A 23253-nucleotide genomic window follows, 5' to 3' on the forward strand; every position below is an offset into this window, starting at 1 on the left:
CGGCGGGCGTCCGGCTGTGAGAAAGTCCCGCGCTCGCCGTCGCCCCAGATCGGCGGGTCGCGTCCGTGAATCGCGGCCCGCCACTGATCGGAGGCGGACATGCTGATTGAGGTGATGCGGCGCGTGATGTGGCGCCGGCGGGTTCGAGCCGTTCATACCTGGCGTGACGAGCAGCGCGTCGAGTACGCCCAGGCCGTCGAGCGGATCACTGCGGCGCCGCCGTACGGCATGGGCACGCTGCGGCGGCCCCGGTCGTGACCCGGCCAATCCTGACCGTGGGCCCCCGCGAGCTGCCAGCTGACGGATGGGCGCGGGTGTGGATCGACACCGGATCGGGCCCGGGGTTCGTACGTGAGGTCCAGGTTGATCGCCTTGCTCTGGCTGAGATCGACAACGGCGAGGGGCCGCACGCGTACTACCTGCTCCACCGCCCGAGCGAGGCTCACCACGGGTGAGTGCCGAGAAGACGTCCCGGCGGGACCGCCCGCCGGACGAGAGGAAGGAGAGCCTCATGCCTGAGATCAAGGGGATGAGCGTCGACCTGGAGGGCGCCGACTGGAAGAAGAGCAGCCGCTCCGGCTCGGCCGGGCACTGCGTGGAGGTCGCGTTCGTCGGGCAGGCGACCGCGGTCCGCGACTCGAAGGACCCGTCGGGTCCGGCGCTGGTGTTCACCGACGACGAGTGGAAGGCCTTCCTGGAGGGCGCGGCGGCCGGCGAGTTCGACCGGGGCTGACCGCGACCTGAGGGCGGCGGCCGGGGGTTTTGGGTCCCCCGGCCGCCGCTTTGGGCTTTCAGGTGGACCCCTCCCTCGGTGAGGGATCGGTTCAGCCTTCAACCTTCGAAGACCGCAACCCTCGGGGAGGTTTGCGCCGACTGCCCTTGGTGGTCCTCGCGGTGGTGCCCTGGACCCACCGCAACCCGGTTGCACCCGCAAGACTGATGGAGCCGGCCGCCGGATGGACGATGAAGGAGGCTATGCGAAGGCCGTCGTCTCCGAGCGCCGTGGTCCTGATGGCCGCACTGGCGAGCGTCATGTGTCTTCAAGCCCAGCCCGCGTACGCGGCGATGCCGATGGCTCCGCACCGACTGGGCGCCGTCGATTCCGGCCCGGTGTCACGGGCCGGAGCCGTCGGGCTGACCGTGCGCCGCAGCGACGCGGCCACGGCGGCATACCAGGAACGGCTGAACAGCGCGCTCCAGACGATGCTGGACGCGGTGGTCGGCCCCGGCCGTGCCGTCGTCACCACCACCGCGGAGCTGAACTTCGACCAGGTCGAGACCGTCAGCACGACCTACGCCCGGGATCCGGCGGCCGGTGCGCTGTCGGAGCGGATCAGCAGCCGGGCCTACACCGAGGACACCGGCGGCACCCGGTACGAGAGCACCAGCACGGCACGCGCCAACGCTCTGAACTCTCTGCGCGAGACTCGCCGTACCGCGCCCGGCAGGGTGGAGAAGCTGAACATCGCCGTGCTCGTCGACGCCACGGCCGGCCGGAACATCGACCTCGCCCAGTTGACGGAACTCGTCAGCGTGGCGGCCGGTGTCGAAGCCGGTCGCGGTGACACGGTCGCGGTCGCCGCGATGCCGATGCGACCCGGAGTGGCAGACACCGCCGCGAACACGCTGGCCGAGCCCGGTACGGCGGCGACGGCCGACCGGCAGTGGATGCCGGCGGCCGCCGCGGTGGCTCTGCTGTTCCTGATCGGGGTGGTGGCCCGCCGGCGATACCGGAGAGCGGCGGCGCAGCGAGACGATCTGCAGCGGATGCGGGCGGCGGTGGAGGGGCGGCGCCCGGTCGTGGCCACCGCCGACCTCGCCGCGCCGGCGCCCGGGGACCCGCGTCACGACGGCATCGAGCGGCAACGCCAGATCGGCCGGCTCGCCGGCGACGATCCCGGACAAGCCGCGGCCGTACTCCGTGGCTGGACCGGATCCGATCGGTGAAGAGCACACTCCGGTACCCGCTCCGAGTCAGTGTCCGCCGCGCTGCATCCGCTCCGCGGCCTGCCCGCCGGTGATCAGTGGCCGGCGTTCAGCTTGCCAGCGAGGTTCTCGTGGAAGGTGGCGCTTGCCTCGTTCAGGCCGACGATCTGCACCTGCTTGCCGCGGGCAGCGTATTTGGTGGTGATGGCGTCGAGGGCGGCCACGGAGGAGGCGTCCCAGATGTGCGCCCCGCTCATGTCGACCACGATGCGGTCGGGGTCGTTCGCGTAGTCGAACTGGTAGACCAGGTCGTTGCTGGAGGCGAAGAACAGCTCCCCGCGTACGTGATAGGTCCTGGTGGTCTCGTCGGCGGTGGTCTCGGGGTCGACCTGGGCGAAGTGCGCGACCCGGCGGGCGAAGATCACCATGGCGGCCAGGACGCCGAGGACGACGCCGACGGCGAGGTTGTGGGTGGTCAGGGTGCCGGCGACGGTGACCAGCATGACGATGATCTCCCCGGCGGGCATCCGTTTGAGGGTGGCCGGGGCGATGCTGTGCCATTCGAAGGTGCCGACCGATACCATGATCATGACGGCGACCAGGGCGGCCATCGGGATCAGCGCGACGACGTCACCGAGGGCGACGACCAGGATGAGCAGGAAGACGCCGGCGAGGAACGTCGACAGGCGGGTGCGGGCGCCGGACGCCTTCACGTTGATCATCGTCTGGCCGATCATGGCGCAGCCGCCCATGCCGCCGAAGAAGCCGGTGACGATGTTGGCCACGCCCTGGCCCCAGGACTCGCGGGTCTTGTCGGAGTGGGTGTCGGTGACGTCGTCGACCAGTTTCGCGGTCATCAGCGATTCCATCAGACCGACCAGGGCGATACCGAGGGCGTACGGGGCGATCAGCTGCAGGGTGGCGAGGGTGAACGGCACGTTCGGAATGCCGAAGGTGGGCAGGCTGTCGGGCAGAGTGCCCTCGTCGCCGACGTTCGGCACGGTCACGCGCGCGATCAGCACGAACGCGGTCATCAGCACGATCGCCACCAGCGGCGCCGGGACGGCGGTGGTGAACCTCGGCAGCACGAACATGATGGCAAGGGCGACGGCGACGAGGGGGTAGACCAGCCACGGCACGTCGATCAGGTGCGGCAGCTGCGCGGTGAAGATCAGGATGGCGAGGGCGTTGACGAAGCCCACCATGACGCTGCGCGGGATGAACCGCATCAGCCTCGCCACCCCGACCAGGGCCAGCACCACCTGCAACAGCCCGCCCAGAATGACCGCGGCGACCAGATGGTCCAAGCCGTGTTCCTTCGCCAGCGGCCCGACGACCAGGGCGACCGCGCCGGTGGCAGCGGAGATCATCGCCGGTCTGCCGCCGGTGAAGGCGATCGTGACGGCCATCGTGAACGAGGCGAACAGACCGACCCGCGGGTCGACCCCGGCGAGGATGGAGAACGAGATCGCCTCCGGGATCAATGCCAGAGCAACGACGAGACCGGCCAGAACCTCGGTACGCAGCACCTTCGGTGAGGAGAGCCAATCCGGCCGCGACCAACGCGCAGTCTCTGACATCTATGGGTGTTCCTCTCGAATGCGCGCGACCAGCCGACCACACCCTTCCGTAGCCGGAGAGTTCCTGTCGTGGTCCGGTGGTGATGATCACGCCATCGAGGCCGTACCCTTCTGTCGCCGTTCGACCTGCGCACGCCAGTCGAGATCGCCGCCGGCCTGGTTCCGGCTGGAACGTGATGTCAGTCGATGGTGCGACGGGCTTCGTCGGGCAGATCCGCCTCGATGCGCTCCTTGCGGACCGTCCCGCCGACGGTCTTCTGCTCGGTCACGGTCTCCGTGCCCAGCCGCACCCGTTCCACCGGCACGGTCTCGGTTTTCACCACCGGACGCTCGGCGTGCAGGGTGACCTCGTGCTCGGACTCGGTGATGTCGGGTCCGGCGTACGCGGCGTCACGGTTGGCGGCGGTGATCGGCTCACGTTCCAGGCGCACCTCTTCGTGGGTGACCGGCACGGTGACCTGCTGCTGCTCGGTGACGACGTACTTGCGCAGCCGCGCACGACCGACCTGTTCGGTCGTGGTGCCGACGTTGAGCCGCTCCTCCGAGCGAGTCATCGCGTCATCGCCGGCGGCCTTACGTGAACCGGCTACGGCGGTCCCCGGGGTGCGGTTCTCGGTGCCGGTGTAACCGCCGGCGGCGGTGGCGGTGCTACTCCGGCCGGTGCGGTAGCTCTCGTCCCAGCTCATGCCGTAGTGCTGGTAGAGGAGGTCGACTTCTTCGGCACTCAACGGCTCGTCGTGCGAGGCGTCGACGTTCGGCGCATCCTTGATCGCGGCCTTCTCGAACGGCACCACGATCCGGTCGCCCTGCAGCGTGGCGTCGTTGAGTGGCAGGAGCGACTCGTTCAGGCCGAACAGCCCGGTCTTGACCGAAGCCCATGTCGGTTGGCCGGCCCCGTCGCTCCACACCGCTCCGACGCTGCCCACCTTTTCGCCGTCCCGGTCGACAACCTCGCGGCCGTACAGCAGATCAACCTGCTCTTGCACGATCATGGCATGACTCCTTTCAGTCGGCTGGACGTGAGGAGCTATACCCGACCAAATGCCGTCCATACATTTTCTTTCAGCGCTCAAAAGTCGGACCAGTAGCCCGAGGTCTGGCTTTTGAAGCCGCATTCGGACAAACGGCGACCGGGGCCCCCACCGAGGGGGGAAGCGACCACTCGGCGGAAGCCTTCTCGGCGCTGAGCAGCCAAAGCACCCGTTGCCTCCGTCAACGGCGAGCAGCAAACGAGACGTCTCGATAAGGCGTGATCACCGCGAAGAAATGACTAGAATCGACGGCCGCCCGTGTGGCGGGACGGTGCACGTGGGCCGTGTCCGCATATCCGGAGTGCAGCGCCGGTCAACGAACGACGCGCGTCCCGGCGGCCGATGACGAACGCTTCGGCGAATGGTCCAGTGAATGACATGGGAGGGGATTAAAAGGCTGGCGTACGGGAATCGCCCCGGATGGTTATCGGATTCTCCGTAGGAGGCATGGTGAGTAATCCAATGGGCGGCACTCATACGGCGGGCCCTTCCGCGATGAACGGCACGTCGAAGGCCTCGAAGGTGGCCGGGCGGGGCAGGGAAGCCGTCACACAAGCCGCGGTGGACGTGAAGGGCACCGCCAGGGAACAGGCGCAGCGCGTCAGCGCAGAAGCCCAGACCCAGGCTCGTACGATCGCGGCCGACGTCCGCGACAAGCTCAGTGAGCAGGCCCGCACGCAGAACGACAAGCTGGTCAGTACGATCCGCCAGACCGCCGACCACCTCGACGAGATGCGCGGCGACCGGCAGGATTCACCGGCCGCCGCCGTCGTCTCCCGGGTTGCCGACAGCGGCCGACAGCTCGCCGACTATCTGGACCGCAACGGTGCCGAGGGCGTGCTGCGGGAGGTCGAGGACTTCGCCCGGCGCCGGCCCGGTGCCTTCCTGGCGACCGCACTGGCGGCCGGCTTCGTGGTCGGCCGTCTGGGCAAGAGCATCGCCAAGGCCGACCCGCACGCCGGCGCCCCGGCGGCTGAGAGCGGCACCGGCGCATTCGCGGCGTCTCCTCCGCAGCCCACGCGGGACCCGGCGGCTGCCATGAACCGGACGGGCGCGGACCAGACCGGCACCGCATACGCCGCGACCGGCACCGGCACCGGCACCGGCACCGGCACCGGCACCGGCACCGGTACCGGTACGCCCAGCGTGCTGGACGAGTTCACGCGCATGCAGCACCGGGCGTCGCGGCCATGACCATCCACCCGTCAACCCACGAAGCCCAGGCCGAGCGGGTGGCCGAGACGTCGATCGGTGAGTTGATCGGCAACATCAGCAACGATTTGTCGCACCTGTTCCGCCAGGAGGTCGAGCTGGCCAAGGCCGAGCTGCAGCAGGAGGCGTCCAAGGCGGGCAAGGCCGCCGGGATGCTCGGCGCCGCCGCGTTCGCCGGCTACCTCGCCGTCGTCCTGCTCAGTTTCGCCGCGGTCTTCGGCCTGGCGAACGTGATGGACACCGGCTGGGCCGCGCTCATCGTGGCCGCCGTCTGGGCGATCGCCGGTGCGGCGCTGTTCGTGACCGGCCGCAACAGGCTGAAGACCGTCGACCCGGTCCCGCACCGCACCGTCGACACGCTCAAGGAGGATGCACGATGGCTGAAGAACCCGCACGGCTGAGGCAGGACATCGAGAACACGCGGGCGTCGCTCACCCGCGACGTCGACCTGCTGGCCGAGAAGACAAACCCGGGCAGGGTGGCGCAGCGCCGCTGGAACACGGTGAAGGAGAAGGTGATGGGCAGCACCGACCACGCCCGGCATGCGGCCGGCGACACCGCCTCGTCGGCGATCAGCACCGTGCAGGACAAGGCTGCCCACCTCGGGGACGTGGCGAGCGGGAAGGCGCACGACGCGGCCGGCGCCGTCCGTGGCGCCCCGCAGGCGGTCACCGCACAAACCCAGGGCAACCCGCTCGCCGCCGGGATCATCGCCTTCGGTGCCGGCCTGCTCGCCGCGAGTCTGGTCCCGGTCACCGACGCGGAACGCCGCGCCGGCCAGCAGCTCAAGGAGAACAGCGGCGAACTCACCGACAAGGTCAAGGATGTCGCGGCCGGCCTGAAGGAGGATCTGTCCGGTACGGTCCAGCACGCCGTCAGCGAGGTGAAGGACACCGCACAGCAGGCCGCGCAGGCCGCGAAGGACCAGGCGCGGTCGTCGGCGCAAGACGCCAAGGAGCAGGTCAGCCGGCCAGTCGGTTGAGTTTGCGGATCTGCCGGTCGAAGGCCCGGGACGGAACGACGCGGCGCAGGGTGCTGACCATGGCGGCCCGGGAGCCGGCGGTGTAGCGCAGCTTCGGTTTGGTGTCGGTCGCCGCGGCGACGACCGCCCGGGCGACGGCGGCCGGATCGTCGCCGGCCCGGACCGCCTCGCCGATCAGTTTGTCGGCGATGCCGCGCTGCTCGGCGTAGATCTCCATCGGGGTGTCGGCACGCACGCTGTTGCTCTCGAAACCGGTGTTGGTCCAGCCGGGTTCGACGAGCAGGACCCGGACGCCGTACTCGCGGACCTCGTGGTCGACCGATTCGGAGTAGCCCTCGACCGCGTGTTTGGAGGCGGCGTAGGGAGCCATGAACGGCGCCGGCATGAAGCCGACCACGGACGAGATGTTGACGATCCGGCCGCGGCCCTGGGCGCGCATGTGCGGCAGGACGGCGGTGGTCATCCGGATGACGCCGAAGACGTTGATGTCGAACAACGCCTGCACCTGCGCCACCGAGCTCTCCTCCGCGGCTCCGGCTGAGCCGACACCGGCGTTGTTGACCAGCAGATCGATCCGGCCGTACCGCTCGATGACCTGCGCGACGGCGGCGGTGACCGACGCGTCGCTGGTCACGTCGAGGTCGAGATAGGTCACGCCGTCGCGACGGGGGAGGTGCGCGGTGCGACGTCCGGTGCCGATCACTTCATAGCCCGCTGTCACCAGGCCGTGAGCGATGGCGTTGCCGATGCCCGCGGACGCACCCGTGACGAGCGCGATCGGCTTGGTCGACCCCATGATGGTCTCCTTCTGTTCGGAAGATCTCCGGCCTTGGTCAGTGCGATGGGACGCTGCGCCCCGGAAGGCGGACAGCCACGACATCGCGCCGAGGAAACCGATTTGTTTACACACGATAAACAGATCGGTTTCCAGGCGCAAGGGGTCATAAACAGATCGGTTTCCAGAACGCGGAACACTGGGTACGCTGGGGCTCATGGGGAACCAGACACTGCCCGCCGGTGCCGCCTCCACCCGTGCGCGGCTGCTCGACGCCGCGGCGAAGCTCTTCCATGAACAGGGCATTCACGTGGGTGTCGACGCGGTGTGCCGCGAGGCGGGTGTGTCCAAGCGCTCGATGTACCAGCTCTTCGCCGGCAAGGACGACCTGGTGGCCGCCAGCCTGGAACGCTCGGCGCCCGGATTCTCGGCGGCCCTCCTGCCGGCTCCCGATGACGGCAGATCGCCACGAGAGCGGATCCTGCACGTCTTCGAACGCCTCGAACACCTCGAGCCGATGCAGGACTTCCTCGGCTGCCCGTTCGTCGCGACAGCGGTTCAGGCCAAGTCTCCCGACCACCCGGCCAGCGTGATCGCCCGCCGACACAAGGACGGGCTCACCGACTTCTTCCGGCACGAGGCGCACCGGGGCGGTGCCCGCGACCCTGAACTGCTGGCCCGGCAACTGACCATGGTCTTCGACGGAGCCAGCGCCCGATCCGTCGTGCAGGCGCACGAGCTGGACGGCCTCGCCGTCACGACCGCCGGTGCCCTGATGGACATCGCCGGCATCGGCTCGTCCTCGCCGGACGGCGACGGGGCCCCCGTTCCCCGTGCCGCCCAGCCGGCGACGTCACCGCCGCGGTGACGTCGCCGGCTCAGGATCAGTAACCGATGCGGAAGGTGGCGTCCTGCCGGTCCGCGGCGGCGGAGGCGCCGCTGAGCGGATCGATACGCAGAACGTAGCCGGAATGCCGGATGTGGTACGTCGGCAGGTTGTGCGACCGGAACGAGGTCCAGCCGCTGTCGGCGAGGCCGGCGGTGCGGTGGAACGTCGCGTCGCCGGCGAAGGTGCCGGTGCCGTCGTCGGCGGCGAGCACCAGGTTGTAGTTGGAGTGCCGTAGGTAGTGGCCGGCGACGTTGACCGATTGGAAGGACACGCCGCCGGCGTCGGCGAGCCCCGGCACGAGCCGCCACTGTGAGTCGGTGTACGGGTCGAACGGGTACGCATCGATGCGGGCGACGTGGTTCGCGTGCCGGATCACGGTGTCGGGATAGTTGTAGGACGTGATCCGGTTCCAGGCCGGCGCTCCCCACCGGGACAGCAGGTTCGCCTGTTCGGTGGCGGTGATGGGGCAGATGGTCGGGTGCTTGGCGTTCAGCGGCTGGTGGTATTGAGCCTTGGTCAGCGGGCTCCAGCTGTTGGCGCCGATGTCGCCGGAGCGCCACACGTACAGTTCGCCGTTGTTCGGGGAGAACGAGTCGCCGTACAGGAACCATTCGTTGCGGTCGTTCGCCTTGACGACGATCGGTGCCTCGATGCCGCCGTTGACCACACCGCTGGTGTACGTGCCCCGGTCGAAACTACGCGGATTCAACGTGCTGGAGCGGGCGCCGTAGAGCCGGCCGTCACTGAAGCTCTTGTAGTACAGGTAATTGACGCCGTTGTGCAGGTGCATGGTGGCGTCGAGGACGTTGAATCCGGGATCGAAGAACAACTGCGCCGACCCGACCGTACGGAAATCGGCTGTGTAGTTGACGTAGAAGGCGTCGCGTCCGCCGTTGTTGGCGGAGTAGATGATGCCGTACTGGCCGCGGGCGGCGTCCCAGAACGCTTCGGGTGCCCAGGTGTGGGTGTTCATGGTGTGCATCCGCAGCCGGCGGTAGCCGGTGAAGGTGCGCAGGTCGGGCGAGTCCCAGCAGTGGATGTACTGGTTCGGCCGGGTGAAATCGGTGCCGGTCAGGTCGGTGGCCAGCACCACGAAGGTGCCGTCCTGCTTGCGCAGGATGAACGGGTCACGCAGGCCACGGGTGCCCGCGGTCGGGGTGGCCACCGGGTTGTTCTGGTTGAGCGGCGTCCAGTCCAGACCGTTGGTGCTGACGGCCAGGTGCAGGCCGTAATCGTCGGCCAGCTTCGACGGCGACTCCGTGAAGTAGCCCATCACATAGCCGCTGTAGGTGGCGGCCTGAGCGGGTCCGGCCGGGCCGAGCAGGGTCGCACCGGCCGCAGCCGCGCCGGAGGCGAGGAGGGTACGTCGGGAGAGGTTCATGAATCCGGCCCTCATTCCCCGGACGGTGCGGTGAGGGTGGTGCCCAGACGTACAGGTGCGCCGAAGTTGGGGGTGCCGTCGGCGTTCCAGGTGAACTTCTGGGCGCGGGTGGAGCGGTTCATGTCGCAGCCGCCGCCCGCGGAGTCGTTGGCGTGGTAGACGATCCAGTCCTCGGTGCCGTCCGGGCTCTTGAAGAAGCCGTTGTGGCCGGGTGCGAAGACGCCGTTGGCGTCGTTGCGCTGGAACACCGGGTTGGGGCTCTTGGTCCAGTGCGCCATGTTCATCGGGTCGGTGCCGGTGAGGGTGAGCAGGCCCAGCTTGTAGTCGGGTCCCCAGCACGCCGAGGCGGAGTAGACGACCATGACCTTGCCGTTGTGGTACAGCGGCTCCGGGCCCTCGTTGACCGCGCCGGTCTGCCGCTCCCAGGACAGCGTCGGCGAGCTCAACCGCGCCCGTGAACCGGTGAGCGTCCACGGGTTGGACAGCCGCTGGATGAAGTTGGACTGGCCGTACGATCCGCCGGCGTTGTAGGTGGCCATCAGATAGAGGCTGCTGCCGACCTTGAGGACGCTCGCGTCGAGGGACCAGTCGCTGCCGAGGTCGGCCTTGAAGGTGTACGGGCCCATCGGGTCGGTGCCGGCCGATTCCAGAACGTGCAGCCGCTGGGTGGGGTTGTAGTCGGACACGTTCTGCCCGGCGGTGTAGTAGAAGTACCAGCGCTTGCCGTTCGGGCCGTCGAGCAGGTGGAACTCGGGCGCCCACATGTTGCAGCAGCCGTTGGCCCGGCCGGCCAGGTTGAAGACAACCTGGTCGGCGGCGGTGGCCAGCCCGGCCAGCGTCGTCGAGCGGCGCATCGTGATGGTCGAGTTCCAGGTGGTGGTCGCCAGGTAGTAGTAGCCGTTGTGGTGCTGCAGCCACGGGTCCGGGCCGTTGCGCTTGATCGGGTTGGTGAACGTGCCTGCCGTGCCGGCGCCTACCCGGGCCAGTTGCCATTGCTGGTTGGCGCCGTCGAGGTCCTGGTATTGGGAGACTTTGGCGCCGTCGGCGGTGGACCATTCCCAGGTTTCGAGGGCTTTGCCGCTGTTGCGGTTGATCAGCCGGACGTGGCCGCCGGCGGAGTCGGCGAGGCGGAATTGTTGGCGGGAGTCGTTGCGGTCGGTGTTCTGTACCAGTTGGACGCCGTCGGCGGTGGTGGGTAGGTCGAGGACCTTGCCGCTGTGCACTGATTGCAGGCGGTACCAGCCGGAGCCGGAGTCGAGGAATTTCCACTGCTGCCAGGCGCCGTCGTTGCGGGTGTACTGGTTGATGGCGGCGCCGTCGGTGGTGGCGAGGTTGTAGACGTCCAGGGCTTTGCCGCTGTTGCGGTTGACCAGCACGTAGGACGCGGCGGGGTCGACGACCGCGGCCGAGGCCGAACGTGTCGCCACCGCAACGCCGGCGGCAGCCACGACGATGGTGAGAGCGGACAGGACAACGCGTCGAAGTGGGCGTGCTCGTTCCACTGGAAGAGCGGAGGAAGACATAACGGTCCTTCGGTTAGGGGAAAACCGTGACGACTGGGGAATGACCGCCACGGGAACACCTGCTCGCGTGAGGGGTCGCCTCCGCGCAACAAGATGCCTCACTGACTCAGAGTGACTTTGAGGATGCGTTCGTCGCTGTTGTCGGGCACGCTGTCCTTCTCGCCGAGATTGCTGGTGGTGAGCCACAGGCCACCGTCGTTGCTGGGCTCGACGGTCCGCAGTCGCCCGTATGTTCCGTTGAGGAACTGCTGAGGGCTGCCCAGATCGGTGCCGGTGATCGGTGCCCGGTACAGCCGAGCGCCGCGAAGACAGGCGATGTAGAGGACGTCGCGCACGATCGCGATGCCACTGCATGAGCCCGCCGCGACCGGATACGTCCGTTCGGGTGCCACGAAACTCGGATCGGTACAGTTGCCCGTGGTTCCTTCGCAGCGGGGCCAGCCGTAGTTGCCGCCGCGGACGATCAGGTTCGTCTCGTCCATGACGCTGTTGCCGAACTCCTGCTCCCAGAGCCGGCCCTGGGAGTCGAACGCCAGGCCTTGCGGGTTGCGGTGGCCGTAACTCCACACCGCATTGCCGAACGGGTTGTCGGCGGGGATAGTGCCGTCCGGGTTGATCCGCAGGACCTTGCCGGCGAGGGTGGTGCGGTCCTGTGCCCATTCGCCGTTCTGACCGTCACCGGTGGCGACGTAGAGCCTGCCGTCGGGCCCGAACCGCAGCCGGCCGCCGTTGTGGAACTTGTTGCGCGCGATCCCGCTGACCAGCACCTGAGGGCTGCCGTTGAGGGCGCCTGCGGTGTATCGCATCCGGATCACCCGGTTGTCGGTGGGACTGGTGTGCATGATGTAGACCCAGGGATCGGTGCTGAACGTGGCGGCGACGGCGATGCCCATCACGCCGCCTTCGCCGTCGGTGCCCTGCACGCCGGGCACCCGGCCGATGCTGGTCCTGGCGCCGGTGGGCGGGTCGAGGCGCACGATGTCGAAGGCGTCGCGGCGGCTGTACAGCACCTCGCCGGTGGGCAACTGGGCAAGTCCCCACGGCACGTCGGTGTCGGTGGCGACCTGAGTGACCGCGCAGATCGCCGCGGTGCATCCGGCACCCGTGGTGACCGTGATCGGGGTGCTGGGCGTCGACCGGTTGCCTTGGGCGTCGACGGCCACGACCCGGTATTCGTACCGGGTGGATGCGGTCAGCCCGCTGTCGGTGAAGTTCGTGGCGGTGCCGTTGACCGAGCCGGCGGGGGTGCCGTTGCGGGTGATCTCGTAGGCGGTGACGCCGACGTTGTCGGTGGCGGCGTTCCAGCGCAAGCTGACCGTGGTGCCGGTGGCGGTGGCGCTGAGCCCGGTCGCAGCGGTGGGAGCCTGGGTGTCGGTCTGGCACTGCGGGACGGTGATCGGCACGGTGGCGCTGGCCTGTGAGACGTTTCCGGCGGCGTCACGGGCGTTGACGTACAGGCCCCATCGGGCGCCGGGCGTCACCGTGAGGACCGTCGTCACGGTCGCGCCGGCGACCGAGGTCATGAGCTGGCCGTCGTGGTAGATGTCGTAGAAGGCGACACCGACGTCGTCGGTCGACGCGGTCCACGACAGCCGTACCGACGTGCAGGTCAGTTCCGTGGCGCGGGCCCCGGCCGGCGTGCTCGGAGCGCTCGTGTCCGGGGCTGCACCGACCCGTACGAGCTGCCATTGCTGGTTGGTGCCGCCCAGGTCGGTGTACTGGATTACTGAGGCGTTGTCCGCGGTGGAGAAATCGAGCACGTCGACGGCCTTGCCGCTGTTGCGGTTGAGTAGCCGGGCATAACCGCCCGTGGAGTCGGCGAGGCGGAACTGCTGGTTGGTGCCGCCCACGTCGGCCCACTGCACGATCGTCGCGCGGTCGGCGGTGGACCGGTTGAGCACGTCGAGGACCTTGCCGGAGTGGCGGGACCGCAGGCGGTAGTGGCCGTCTCCGGCGTCGACGAACTGCCACTGCTGCCAGGCCTGGCCGGTGCGCGTGGCCTGGGTGAGGCGGGCACCGTCGGCGGTGGCCCGGTCGTACACCTCGAGTGCCTTGCCGGAATGGCGGTTGAGCAGCACGTACCAGGCGCTGGTGTCGACTGTCGCCGCGGCTGCCGGTGCCGCGGTGGCGACAAGGCCGCCCGTGGCCGCCAGCACCAGCGCCGAGATGATCACCAGAGCCGCGTGCCGCGGTCGCCGCCGGTGCGGGGCTGCCCGTAGGTCCTTCACTGCGGTCTCCTCGCTGTCAGTCGACAGGCCCGGCAGAAGCTCCAGGCCCGAGGTCCTGCTAATAGGGGTGCCCGGCCAGGTCGAGGTGGACGCTGTAGATGCCGAAGTTGCCGGGCTGGCCGGAGGTGACGTACAACGTCTGCCGGTCCGGGCCGCCGAACGCCACGTTGGTGACGTGCCGGCCCGCGGTGATCGCGCCCAGGGCACGACCGTCGGGAGCGATCACGTGCACCCGGCCGTCGTTGTAGGAGGCCCAGTAGAGGTTGCCGGCGCAGTCCACGCCCGCGCCGTCGGGGCTGTTCACCCGGGCGAGAACGCGGCGCGGGCCGATGTCGCCGTTGTCGGCGACGGCGTACGCGAAGATCGCGTTGTTGCCGAATCCGCCGACATACAGCGTCCTGCCGTCCGGCGACAGGACGATGCCGTTGGGCTGGGACACGGTGCCGTCGACGAGTTCCACCACCCCACCGCGGACGCGGTAGACGCCGGTGACGCCGTTCAGCTCGTCGGCGCGGTTGCCGCGCTGGAAGTTCGGGTCGGTGAAATAGACGGTGCCGTCCGCGGCGATCGTCACGTCGTTCGGAGAGTTGAAGTGCCGGCCGAGATGGTCGGCGGCCAACACACCGCGGGAAAGGCCGGCCAGCGTGTACGTGGACACGCTGCGCTGGTCGTGGGTGGCCGCGATCACCCGGGTTCCGTCCGGCGTGACCGCGAGCCCGTTGCTGCCCGCTTGCGCGACGAGCCGTTCGAAGCTGCCGGGCGGGGTGAAGCGCCAGATCGACGACGGCTGGACTCCCTGCGCGCCGGACGGGTTCTGCATGTCCGAGAACAGCAGGTAGCCGGGATCCGCGACCCAGGTCGGGCCTTCGGTGAAGGCGAACCCGGTGCGGACGGGACGTGCGGTGACCGTTTCGCCTGAAAGAGGACTGCCGGAACACTGTTCGGCAATGTCCACCGCTTCGGCGGGAACGGTCCCCGACGTCAGCAGAACCAGTACCGCCACGCCGCGCGACAACAGGCTGAGCATTGTTTCCTCCCTCGCGTTCGAGTACGGCGAGCAGCGAGGTGACCGGCTACCCGGCATGCCGGGTAGCCGTCACGTGGCCACTCACCGGCCTGATGCGCCGCGGAGAACAGAGCCGCGCATCAGGCTTCTCCGGTGCGGATCAGTAGACGAACGGCCAGCCGGCGGTGTCGTAGCCGAGCCGGTTGATCCCGAGCCGCGAGGCGCCGTTGTCGGCGTAGTAGTGGTAGACCAGCACGTCGCCGTCGGTGTCCTGGAGGACTGCCTGGTGGCCGGGACCGTGGATGCTGCCGTGCCCTGCCAGAACCTGGGTGCCGCCGCCGGAGTTCATCGCCGTGCCGTTACGGTCCACGAACGGCCCGTTCGGGCTCGTCGAACGGCCCACCATGATCCGGTACGTGCTGGCCGCGCCCTGGCAGCAGCGGTCGAACGACACCCACAGGTAGTAGAACGAGCCGTGCTTGACCATGTGCGGCGCTTCGATCGCCCCGCCGTTACGGCCGGCGATCAGACGGATCGAGGAGTCGGCCCGCAGACCCGTCGAGGGGTTCAGGGCGATCTGCTGCATGCCGGACCAGAACGAGCCGAAGTTCAGCCACCACCGGCCGGCGTCGTCCACGATCAGGTTCGGGTCGATCGCGTTGTAGTTGTTCGACGCGCTGGACTCGATGACCAGGCCCCGGTTCGTCCAGCTGCCGGAGGCACCCGTCGGGCTGGTCGCCAGGAAGATCGCCGAGCGGTTCGAGCCGAAGGTCGAGGCCGAGTAGTACAGGTAGTACTGGCCGTTGCGGTACGAGATGTCCGGCGCCCACAGGTTGCGGCTGCCTCCGGTGTAGGCGGTGGTCCACGGGGCCCCGTTCGGGAACGCCGCTCCCGCCTCCCGGAACGTCGTGCGGTCGGTGGAGGTGGTCAGCCGGATGTTGTCACCGGTCTGCGCCACGATGTACGAGCCCTGCGGCGTCTTGACGACCGTCGGGTCGTGCGTGCCCGTCGCACCCGAGACGGCACCCGGCCCGGGATATGCCGCCGGCGGTGTGGTCGGTGTCCCGGACGGTCCCGGACTACCGGGAACCGACGTGGTGGGCGACGTGCCGGCGCCTACCCGGGCCAGTTGCCATTGCTGGTTGGCGCCGTCGAGGTCCTGGTATTGGGAGACTTTGGCGCCGTCGGCGGTGGACCATTCCCAGGTTTCGAGGGCTTTGCCGCTGTTGCGGTTGATCAGCCGGACGTGGCCGCCGGCGGAGTCGGCGAGCCGGAACTGTTGGCGGGAGTCGTTGCGGTCGGTGTTCTGTACCAGTTGGACGCCGTCGGCGGTGGTGGGTAGGTCGAGGACCTTGCCGCTGTGCACTGATTGCAGGCGGTACCAGCCGGAGCCGGAGTCGAGGAATTTCCACTGCTGCCAGGCGCCGTCGTTGCGGGTGTACTGGTTGATGGCGGCGCCGTCGGTGGTGGCGAGGTTGTAGACGTCCAGGGCTTTGCCGCTGTTGCGGTTGACCAGCACGTAGGACGCGGCGGGATCGACGACCGCGGCCGAGGCCGAACGCGTCGCCACCGCAACACCGGCCGCCGCGACACCGACGGTGAGACCCACCACGGCGACGCGTCGCAGCGAGCGGGTTCGGTGCATGGGGGGAGGGGAGGAAGACATGGCTGTCCTTCGGTAGGCGAACCGTGGCAGCTGGGGAATGTCTGCCACGGGAACACCTGATCGCGCCCGCGGGTCCCGATGTATGGAGGCCGTCGACCCGGGTCTGTCACCTACGCGAAACAGGCATGAATCAATGTTTGCGCTAACACAAAGCCTCGTCAAGGGCGCCCGCGTCACCGAGTCTTTAGGGAACCTTAAGTCTTTGCAGCGCTGCAATCTTGAGGAAGGGGGTGGGCGCCGGCATGTTAACGCAAACATGGTGCCTCTTGCGTACCGCAGAGCTCTGATGCGGAGCGCCACCTGACCGGCGGGGGCCAGGCGCGCGGGAGATCAGGGCCGTCGGCGAGCCGACCCCGCGACGGTGCGTCGCCCGATGAGCACGGCGACGACGGTGCATACGGCGAGAGCGAGTGCCGCGAAGGTCGCGGTCTCATCCCCGTCCAGCGTGCCGAGCATCGAGGACAGCGAGTCCGACCATGAGGACAGCAGGAAGGCCACCATCGCCAGCAGCAGGCCGCCGATCTGCGCGACGACGAGTACCACCGGCCACGCCAGGACGGACAGGATCAGGGTGCGCAGGGTGCGCCCGCCGGCCAACCCGAGGACGCCGGCCAGTGCGGTGATGAACACCGCCTGCATGACCATGAAGGTGACGTTGTACTTGTGAACCTCGCCCAGCAGGGTGTAGCCGACGTCGTCGAGGACCAGCGTGTATCCGGCGGCCGCCCGGCGGAAGCTGACGGCTACCGCGGCCGTGCAGACCGCGCCGGCGCTCAGGGCCCAGAACAGCTTGGTGGACAGCCATCGCATCGGAGGTATCGACTGGGTGAGGACGAAGGCGTCGGTCGACTCCTCCCGTTCCCTGGCGAACAGGGGCACGCCCAGGATCAGACCGATCAGCAGCGGTACGAACGCGGCGATCAGCACGATGGCCTGCCCCAGATCGGTCGCCGTCCCGGCGGGCAGGCAACTGAGGCCGGTCTCGCACAGGCCGGTTCGGTCGGGCGCGTAGTCGTCGACCACCATGCCGTGCGCGTCGACCTGCCGGCCGATGGCGCGGGCGCCGAGGAGGACGAACGCCGTCGAGGCCGCGCTCAGGACGGCGGCGACGATCAGGTACGGGCGCAGCAGGCGCAGAGCGAGCCAGTTCATGCGGCGGAGACCTCTCGCTTGAGCTCCGGCCCGGCCGCCCGCAGGTAGCCGAGGAGCAGTTCCTCCAACGTCGGCCGGTGCCACGCCAGGTCGCCGGCCGGGACCGGCCCGGCGGATCGGACCAGCGCGATGGCGTCACGGCCGGCGGTGCGAACCTCGATGACCTCCGCACCGTCGAGCGTGCTGATCTCGAAACCGGCACCCACCGCGACCAGGTGACCGGCCAGCACCGGCTCCACCTCGCCGACGAGGCAGGCGCGTCCCTCCGCCAGAACCACCACGTGGTCGCAGACGCCGTCGATGTCGGCCACCACATGCGACGACAGCAGCACCGTCGTGCCGCGCTCGGCGACATCGGCCATCAATGTCCCGATGACTTCCGTGCGGGCGACCGGGTCGAGCGAAGCCAACGGCTCGTCCAGCAGTAACAATTCGGGCCGCTTGGCCAGCGCCATCACCAGCGCCAGGCGGCTGCGGTGCCCGGGGGCGAGGGTGCCCACCCGCGCCGTGGAGGGCAGCGCCGCGTCATCGGTGAGATGTTGGGCGTAGCCGGCATCCCAGCGCGGATTGAGTCGACGGCCCAGGGCGAGCGTCTGCGCCACCGTCAGCATCGGGTACAGCGGTGCCTGCTGTGCCACGTACCCGATCCTCGGCAGCGAGCGGTCACCGACAGGCTCCCCCAACACGCGCACCTCGCCGCCGTCCGGCCGCAACAGCCCACTCGCGGCGCGCAGCAGTGTGCTCTTGCCGGCCCCGTTACGGCCGATCAGCGCGGTGACCCCACCGACCGGCACCGTGAACGAGCAGTCGTACAACGCGCGCCGCCGCCCGAAGCTGTGGGACACCCCGGCGACGTCCAGCGCCGGGACCGTGCGGTCAGTCGACATGGTGCGCGTCCTCCAGGGTCGGTGCCGTTCCCGCCGCCGCCTCGACGATGAGAGCCTGCATATCCGAGATGTCCAGGCCTGCCGCCAGGGCGCGGGTGACCCAGTCCGCCAGTTCGCGCCGCAGTGCCTCGGTGTGGTCCGGCAGTGGTGCCAGGTCTCGGCGGACGAAGGTGCCGGATCCCTGCCGTGGTTCCACCAGCCCCGCCACCTCCAGTTCCCGGTACGCCTTGAGCACGGTGTTGGGATTGATGCCGGTGCGTTCAGAGACCTCGCGGGCCGTGGGCAGCCGGTCACCGGGCGCCAGCCGGCCCATCCGGATCGCCTGGCGGACCTGTTGCACCAGCTGGACGTAGACGGAGGTCCCGGTTCGGCGATCGATCCGGAAGATCAAAAGTCCACCAATCCACTAGTTGAATAGCGGACTGAGGATCCCGGATCCCGTCGCATGCTGTCAAGCACGGATCGCGACCGCCCGCCGCCACGGTGGACAGACCGCCGCTTTGGTGGACTCATCACGCGGGGAGACGGCCGGCCACCAATGTGGCGGCCCCGCACCGCTGAAGTATCAGGTCAGGAACTGACCGCAACTGACGGCATGATCCTCGGCATGACCAGCGACATTCTGCTCTCTCCGGAAGCTGTCCCCTACGGCGGCGCCGTCCTCAATCCGTTCGTGATCGTGGATGATGCCGCGCGGTTCGTGGACTTTGTGGCCGAGGTGTTCGGTGCGGCCGAGACCGTCGAGGCGCGGACGCCGACGCCGGACGGCAAGCTCATCCACGCCCAGCTGCGGCTCGGCACCGTCGACCTGATGGTCGCCGACCGGCTGGACGGCTGGCCGGCGCGGCCCGGCCTGCTGCAGCTGTGGGTGACCGACGCGGCGGCGGTGCTCGAGCGGGCCGGTGCCGAGGGCGCCACGACGGTGACCGAACCGACCCCGTTCTACGGTGAGACGACGCTTGCCCGGATGCTCGACCCCTGGCAGAACATCTGGTGGCTCTACCAGCCGGCGCCCGGGCAGGCGGATCCGGCGCCGTCCTGGGAGGGCGGCTCCGACACCGTCTTCGCCACCTTGGACAAGGCATTGAAGTCGTTGGGCTGAGCCCCGGCCGGAAAGTCAGGCCGGGACGCGTCTGAAACAGGTTCGACCGCAGTAAAGGCCAGGCCCGTGTCGGTCGGGAGGTTGTCGAGTGGGCCGGGACAGGCTGAATGCTCAACAAGCGCATCATTGCAGCCGTTGTGTCTTGCCTGCTTGACCCTCGACCTGGTTGAGCCTTGAAGATCGTCGGGTCAGCCAGTCGGCAACCAATGGGAGTGATGATGGATCTCGGTAACCCGGTGCTGCAGCTGTGCCAGGACGGGATGCGGGCAGAGGCGGAGGGGCGGTCGGCCGACGCGCAGGCGTTGTTCCAACAGGCCTGGGCGCGGCGTACGGACGACTACGAGGCGTGCGTCGCGGCGCACTATCTGGCCAGGCAGCAGGACGCCCCCGAGGAGATCCTGCGGTGGAACCAGGAGGCGCTGCGGCATGCCGACGCCGTCGGCGATGACAGGGTCGCCGCCTTCTACCCCTCGCTGCACGTGGGTGTGGCGATGGCCAACGAGCGGCTGGGCAACACGCCCGCCGCGCACGCCGCCTTCGAGCAGGCGGCCGAGCATGTCGATGTCTTGCCGGCAGGCGCATATGGTGAGCAACTGCGCGCGGCCATCACCGAAGGTCTGCGCAGATCGAGCTGACTCTGGACCCTCCTCCCAGCCAGCGCGCCAGCGGGCGCAGCACCGACTGCCGACTACAGATCTTGACCTGGCCGAGCTCGTCCACTGTGGCTGGTCGTGTCGGGGGTGCTCTTCGCCGGTGATCGTTGTAGGCCCGGGTGATGAGGTATGCCGATGGAGGTGGGGCTGTCCGCGCGGGGGTGGGCGAAGCGGGAGGCGGTGCGGCGCCAGGCGGCGGGGTGGTTTGCTGCGGGGATGTCGGTGCCGGAGGTCGCGGCCAGGCTGCGGGTGTCGCAGACTGCGGTGTACGGGTGGCGGACCGGTGGCGAGGACGCCTTGGCATCGAAGGGGCCCGGCGGCAGTCGGTGCCGGCTGGATGGGCCTCGGTTGCGGCGGCTGGCCGAGGCGTTGGATGAGGGGGCCGGCGGCGCACGGCTTCGGCGATGATCAGCGGTGGACCCTGATCCGGGTGCCGGATCTGATCGCCCGGATGTTCCGTACCCGCTACACGCTGCGCGGCACGTCATGCCTGCTGCACCGCATCGGCTGGTCGGTGCAGGTCCGTCGCATCGGCCCGTCGAGCGTGACGAGGAGGCGGTCGCGACGTGGCGGCGGGAGGTGTGGCCGGCGGGAAAACGGTAGCGGCGCAGCGCGACGCGTGGACTGCTTCGAGGACGAGGCCGGTCAGGCGCTGCGCCCACCGAAGGCCCGCACCTGGGGCCGACGCGGCGAAACGCCGCAGATCCGATCTCGGGCAAGGGCTTCCGGCGAGTCCCGATTCCCGGCCTGGCCTGCTACAAACCCGGCCAGCGTCCCCGAATGATCTACCGCACCATCACCCACCGCGGCCGCAAGAACGAACGCCGCAGCTTCAGCGAACGCGACTACATAAGCCTGCTCGACGCCGCCCACCAGCAACTGCGCGGACCGATCGTGCTCGTTGGGGACAACCTCAACACCCACATCAGCGCCGCCATGCGCCAGATGATCGCCGCCCGAGACTGGCTGCACCTGATTCGCCTGCCGACACCAGCCAATGCTGATCCAGGCGCTCAGTCGTCGGTGACGACCCGCAGAATCAGGAGCAGGCTGTCACGCGCGTCAGCCGCTGGAATGGCGACGGCGTGCGCCGGCACCGTGAGTGCCTGCCCGGTGGGGCCGTCGCCCGGGCGCCGCTCGGTGACACGAGCCACGAGTTCGCCGTCCAGTACCTCGACTTCCTCGATGCTCACCCGGTAGCCGGTGGTCGGGCGACAGCCGAGCAGAAAGAACAGGACGACCTCCTCGTCCCAATCGACCGGTGGGAGCTCCGGCTTCGGCTCCCGACCGTAGTTCAGCCTCCGCCACTGCGTCGCCCACTCGTCTGGGGTCCGCAGGAGGAAGAGTCCCGGCATGATGGCGGAGGAGTCGACGGGAGAAATCGCGACGAGCGGCAAGGTGCGAGTCCGGACCATGATTGCAGGGTACGGAGGCGATCGCCTCGCCTCCCGGACATTCATCCGGCGCACCGGCAGTCAGTTATCGGCTCTGGCTCACTTCTGGTGGACTCATCCCGCGGTGACGACCGGTCCGGGGCAGATCGCGCGTTATCTGCGGCTACATGAGAGTTCGTTGGTGGGACCGTCGCTGCGTTCTGAGTCGGGGTGGTCCGGCCGCTGAGCGCCGCGAATAGCCGGTCACGCAGGTGGCCCACCTGAATCGATCGAGCTGGCACTACGGGTGGGAAGACTGGAATTTAGTGCCGCCGTTCACGCAGTTCGAAGCGCTGGTGGAACAGCTGTGTAGCAGCCGGCGGTGGCCTACGAGACTGATCGATGACCACCGCCGACGAGGCACCGATCGGCGAGCACGAGATTCGAGTGACGTTCCCGATCAGGGGCTGAGAGTTCCACTGATCGAGCGCTGGAACGCCGTGCGTGGCGCTCTGCTCTCAGGAGGGAGGCGCTTTCGTCAGTGCCGCACCGCGGGAGTCCAGGACCGCCAGCAATCGGGCCTTTTCGGCTGGGTCGAGGCCGGCTGTCGGAATGCTGGTCGTCGCGAGCTTGCCACCGGGCTGCCAACCGAGCGAGAGCACTATCTGGCCGCGTGCCGAACGCACAGTCTTGATCTCCGACCAGCCGAGTGTCGTCGTCGAGAAGCCGTGCGTGGTGTGCACACCCTCGACGTCGATCTTGACACCGATCGGCCGTCCGATCTGGTCGCCGGCTCGCGCCACGGCCTTTCCCGGCGCCACGAACATCAGCACCAGCGGCGCGAAGACGCCGGTGAAGGCCAAGGCCTTCACCAATGTGTCCGGGCCGTCGATCAGGTACAGCAGAACGGCCAGAGCCAGCCCGCCTACGCCGACGGTCAGCGCGAACGGCAGCAGGGCGCGTCGCGCCAGCGCCTTCGCCAGTTGTGGGTCCGATTGGGTGTGAAAAGTAAGCTGCCCCGTGTCTTCCATGCGCGGAGCATAGTGATGATCTTGTTTTTATCCAGCCTCACCCCCTGTCCCGCCCCGACCTGCTCCGTCAACGCATCCTCATCCCACACCGAATGCGAGATCAGCCCGCGGAGTCCGACGGCCTGGGAGTAGCCCACTCAACGAGCCATCACTCGATCGATGTTGTGCTCTACTGCCGGATGTGAAGCATCGGGCGATACTCCTCCTCGGTACCGTGCTACTCCTGGTCGCCGGCGGTTCGGTCGCGGGCTGGCGCTGGTGGCACAACCGGCCATCATTTGGGCCGGAGGCACTCGCTGCGCAAGCCACGCTTCAACTTGTGGACCAGGCAACTGCGGACGCCGCTCTCGCTCCAGGCAACGCAATATTCGGCGAGGAAGATGACCAGATCTTCCTCGGGCGGGTGACCTGGACCCCGCCAGCCCGCAGCAAGGTCGACAGCACCCTGCGGATCGTCATCCTGGACAAGCGCAGTCATCTCACGCCGGGCTGGATCGCGGTGAAGTCGGACCGGCAGGACGAAGTCGGTAGCGGCTGGGACGGATCTCTGGATGCCGCTGCGGAACGCTATTCCTGGCTGCACGACTTCGACACGCGTCAGCTCGACGGATCCTATGGGGGCGCCAGTACGTTCATCACGTCGTCGCTGGACGCATCACCCGTCACGTTCCAGACAGTACTGCGCCCGGCACGCCCAGGAACCCCACCCGGTTCGGCTATCGCTACCGCGCCTGCCGCGGTCGGCGATCTCATGATCGTGCTGATCAGCGTAGGTCCCGACGGCGAGGTCCACTGGGCGCATCGCCAACTCAACTGACCACGCTGCCCAGATAACGAGGTCGGGCGACCTGACGTT

At 68.6% G+C, this 23253-nt stretch carries 24 protein-coding genes and 1 pseudogene; 12 read left to right on the plus strand and 13 right to left on the minus strand.

The genetic code is table 11. The features are described from left to right. Nucleotides 1-99: 99 nt before the first annotated feature. From BC793_RS50050 to BC793_RS46340, 3 genes are all read left to right on the plus strand, one after another. Nucleotides 100-258 carry a hypothetical protein gene (locus tag BC793_RS50050; protein ID WP_158319572.1) on the plus strand — a complete coding sequence of 53 codons (159 nt, stop codon included), beginning with the start codon at nucleotides 100-102 and terminating at the stop codon, nucleotides 256-258. Nucleotides 259-511: 253 nt separating this feature from the next. Continuing rightward, nucleotides 512-733, plus strand: a complete 222-nt coding sequence (locus tag BC793_RS46335; RefSeq protein WP_239170722.1) for a DUF397 domain-containing protein — start codon at nucleotides 512-514, stop codon at nucleotides 731-733. Nucleotides 734-975: 242 nt separating this feature from the next. Further along, on the plus strand, nucleotides 976-1947 hold the full coding sequence (locus BC793_RS46340) for a flagellar M-ring protein FliF C-terminal domain-containing protein (protein ID WP_158319573.1): 972 nt from the start codon (nucleotides 976-978) through the stop codon (nucleotides 1945-1947). Between the two features lie 74 nt (nucleotides 1948-2021). Here BC793_RS46340 and BC793_RS46345 read toward each other — a convergent pair whose 3' ends face one another. Then, the gene (locus tag BC793_RS46345) at nucleotides 2022-3506 is read right to left on the minus strand and encodes a SulP family inorganic anion transporter (RefSeq protein ID WP_109603039.1); all 1485 of its coding nucleotides are present in this window, start codon (nucleotides 3504-3506) and stop codon (nucleotides 2022-2024) included. Between the two features lie 179 nt (nucleotides 3507-3685). Then, the gene (locus tag BC793_RS46350) at nucleotides 3686-4498 is read right to left on the minus strand and encodes a DUF2382 domain-containing protein (RefSeq protein WP_109603040.1); all 813 of its coding nucleotides are present in this window, start codon (nucleotides 4496-4498) and stop codon (nucleotides 3686-3688) included. Nucleotides 4499-5032: 534 nt separating this feature from the next. Between BC793_RS46350 and BC793_RS46355 the strand changes: the two genes are divergently transcribed. From BC793_RS46355 to BC793_RS46365, 3 genes are read left to right on the plus strand one after another with little or no spacing between them, the layout of a single operon-like run. Continuing rightward, nucleotides 5033-5731 carry a hypothetical protein gene (locus BC793_RS46355; RefSeq protein WP_203896645.1) on the plus strand — a complete coding sequence of 233 codons (699 nt, stop codon included), beginning with the start codon at nucleotides 5033-5035 and terminating at the stop codon, nucleotides 5729-5731. Further along, nucleotides 5728-6150 (plus strand): phage holin family protein, encoded by a 423-nt coding sequence (locus BC793_RS46360; protein ID WP_109603041.1) that lies wholly within the window; start codon nucleotides 5728-5730, stop codon nucleotides 6148-6150. The genes BC793_RS46355 and BC793_RS46360 overlap by 4 nt, the downstream gene beginning before the upstream one ends. Further along, nucleotides 6126-6731 (plus strand): DUF3618 domain-containing protein, encoded by a 606-nt coding sequence (locus BC793_RS46365; protein ID WP_109603042.1) that lies wholly within the window; start codon nucleotides 6126-6128, stop codon nucleotides 6729-6731. Before BC793_RS46360 ends, BC793_RS46365 begins: the two co-directional genes overlap by 25 nt. Here the strand turns inward: BC793_RS46365 and BC793_RS46370 are convergent. Further along, the gene (locus BC793_RS46370; protein ID WP_109603043.1) at nucleotides 6712-7527 is read right to left on the minus strand and encodes an oxidoreductase; all 816 of its coding nucleotides are present in this window, start codon (nucleotides 7525-7527) and stop codon (nucleotides 6712-6714) included. The genes BC793_RS46365 and BC793_RS46370 overlap by 20 nt on opposite strands. Nucleotides 7528-7723: 196 nt before the next feature. Between BC793_RS46370 and BC793_RS46375 the strand changes: the two genes are divergently transcribed. Beyond that, nucleotides 7724-8374 carry a TetR/AcrR family transcriptional regulator gene (locus tag BC793_RS46375; RefSeq protein ID WP_109603044.1) on the plus strand — a complete coding sequence of 217 codons (651 nt, stop codon included), beginning with the start codon at nucleotides 7724-7726 and terminating at the stop codon, nucleotides 8372-8374. 16 nt (nucleotides 8375-8390) lie between these two features. On the opposite strand, the gene BC793_RS46380 is transcribed toward BC793_RS46375, so the two are convergent. The 8 genes and pseudogenes from BC793_RS46380 to BC793_RS46415 all read right to left on the minus strand — a co-directional run bounded on the left by BC793_RS46380 (nucleotide 8391) and on the right by BC793_RS46415 (nucleotide 18578). After that, nucleotides 8391-9776: a glycoside hydrolase family 43 protein gene (locus BC793_RS46380; RefSeq protein WP_109603045.1), complete on the minus strand. Its 1386-nt coding sequence runs from the start codon at nucleotides 9774-9776 to the stop codon at nucleotides 8391-8393. Between the two features lie 11 nt (nucleotides 9777-9787). After that, on the minus strand, nucleotides 9788-11203 hold the full coding sequence (locus BC793_RS46385) for a family 43 glycosylhydrolase (protein ID WP_239170721.1): 1416 nt from the start codon (nucleotides 11201-11203) through the stop codon (nucleotides 9788-9790). Nucleotides 11204-11397: 194 nt separating this feature from the next. After that, entirely contained in the window at nucleotides 11398-13527 is a 2130-nt protein-coding gene (locus tag BC793_RS46390; RefSeq protein WP_373871334.1) for a PQQ-dependent sugar dehydrogenase, read from the minus strand. Nucleotides 13528-13585: 58 nt separating this feature from the next. After that, complete coding sequence (locus tag BC793_RS46395) at nucleotides 13586-14554, minus strand: SMP-30/gluconolactonase/LRE family protein (protein ID WP_109603047.1); 969 nt, start codon at nucleotides 14552-14554, stop codon at nucleotides 13586-13588. 139 nt (nucleotides 14555-14693) lie between these two features. Beyond that, nucleotides 14694-16178, minus strand: a complete 1485-nt coding sequence (locus BC793_RS46400; protein ID WP_109603048.1) for a family 43 glycosylhydrolase — start codon at nucleotides 16176-16178, stop codon at nucleotides 14694-14696. 351 nt (nucleotides 16179-16529) lie between these two features. Further along, nucleotides 16530-17351, minus strand: a complete 822-nt coding sequence (locus BC793_RS46405) for a hypothetical protein (protein ID WP_109603049.1) — start codon at nucleotides 17349-17351, stop codon at nucleotides 16530-16532. 395 nt (nucleotides 17352-17746) lie between these two features. Continuing rightward, a pseudogene (locus tag BC793_RS52990) lies at nucleotides 17747-18238 on the minus strand (ATP-binding cassette domain-containing protein); the annotation flags it as partial. Then, nucleotides 18228-18578, minus strand: coding sequence for a GntR family transcriptional regulator (locus tag BC793_RS46415; RefSeq protein WP_239170720.1), 351 nt, complete (start codon nucleotides 18576-18578; stop codon nucleotides 18228-18230). The gene BC793_RS46415 and the pseudogene BC793_RS52990, both read right to left, overlap by 11 nt. A 267-nt stretch (nucleotides 18579-18845) precedes the next feature. Here BC793_RS46415 and BC793_RS46420 point away from each other — a divergent pair, with 267 nt between their 5' ends. The 4 genes from BC793_RS46420 (at nucleotide 18846) to BC793_RS52080 (ending at nucleotide 20777) form a co-directional block, all read left to right on the plus strand. Then, nucleotides 18846-19340, plus strand: coding sequence for a VOC family protein (locus tag BC793_RS46420; protein WP_146246764.1), 495 nt, complete (start codon nucleotides 18846-18848; stop codon nucleotides 19338-19340). 218 nt (nucleotides 19341-19558) lie between these two features. Continuing rightward, on the plus strand, nucleotides 19559-19975 hold the full coding sequence (locus tag BC793_RS46425) for a hypothetical protein (protein ID WP_239170719.1): 417 nt from the start codon (nucleotides 19559-19561) through the stop codon (nucleotides 19973-19975). Between the two features lie 153 nt (nucleotides 19976-20128). Beyond that, the gene (locus BC793_RS52075) at nucleotides 20129-20401 is read left to right on the plus strand and encodes a helix-turn-helix domain-containing protein (RefSeq protein ID WP_275416338.1); all 273 of its coding nucleotides are present in this window, start codon (nucleotides 20129-20131) and stop codon (nucleotides 20399-20401) included. Then, nucleotides 20367-20777 (plus strand): helix-turn-helix domain-containing protein, encoded by a 411-nt coding sequence (locus BC793_RS52080; protein ID WP_428839546.1) that lies wholly within the window; start codon nucleotides 20367-20369, stop codon nucleotides 20775-20777. The genes BC793_RS52075 and BC793_RS52080 overlap by 35 nt, the downstream gene beginning before the upstream one ends. A gap of 229 nt (nucleotides 20778-21006) precedes the next feature. Here the strand turns inward: BC793_RS52080 and BC793_RS46440 are convergent, their stop codons facing one another. Both BC793_RS46440 and BC793_RS46445 read right to left on the minus strand, forming a co-directional pair. Next, nucleotides 21007-21408: a protease complex subunit PrcB family protein gene (locus BC793_RS46440; RefSeq protein WP_158319574.1), complete on the minus strand. Its 402-nt coding sequence runs from the start codon at nucleotides 21406-21408 to the stop codon at nucleotides 21007-21009. Nucleotides 21409-21884: 476 nt separating this feature from the next. Further along, nucleotides 21885-22397, minus strand: a complete 513-nt coding sequence (locus BC793_RS46445) for a hypothetical protein (protein WP_109603053.1) — start codon at nucleotides 22395-22397, stop codon at nucleotides 21885-21887. Between the two features lie 319 nt (nucleotides 22398-22716). On the opposite strand from BC793_RS46445, the gene BC793_RS46450 reads away from it, so the two are divergent. Beyond that, on the plus strand, nucleotides 22717-23214 hold the full coding sequence (locus BC793_RS46450) for a hypothetical protein (RefSeq protein ID WP_146246765.1): 498 nt from the start codon (nucleotides 22717-22719) through the stop codon (nucleotides 23212-23214). The last annotated feature ends 39 nt before the right edge of the window (nucleotides 23215-23253 follow it).

This window comes from Actinoplanes xinjiangensis, from assembly GCF_003148685.1.
GTDB classification, from domain to species: domain Bacteria; phylum Actinomycetota; class Actinomycetes; order Mycobacteriales; family Micromonosporaceae; genus Actinoplanes; species Actinoplanes xinjiangensis.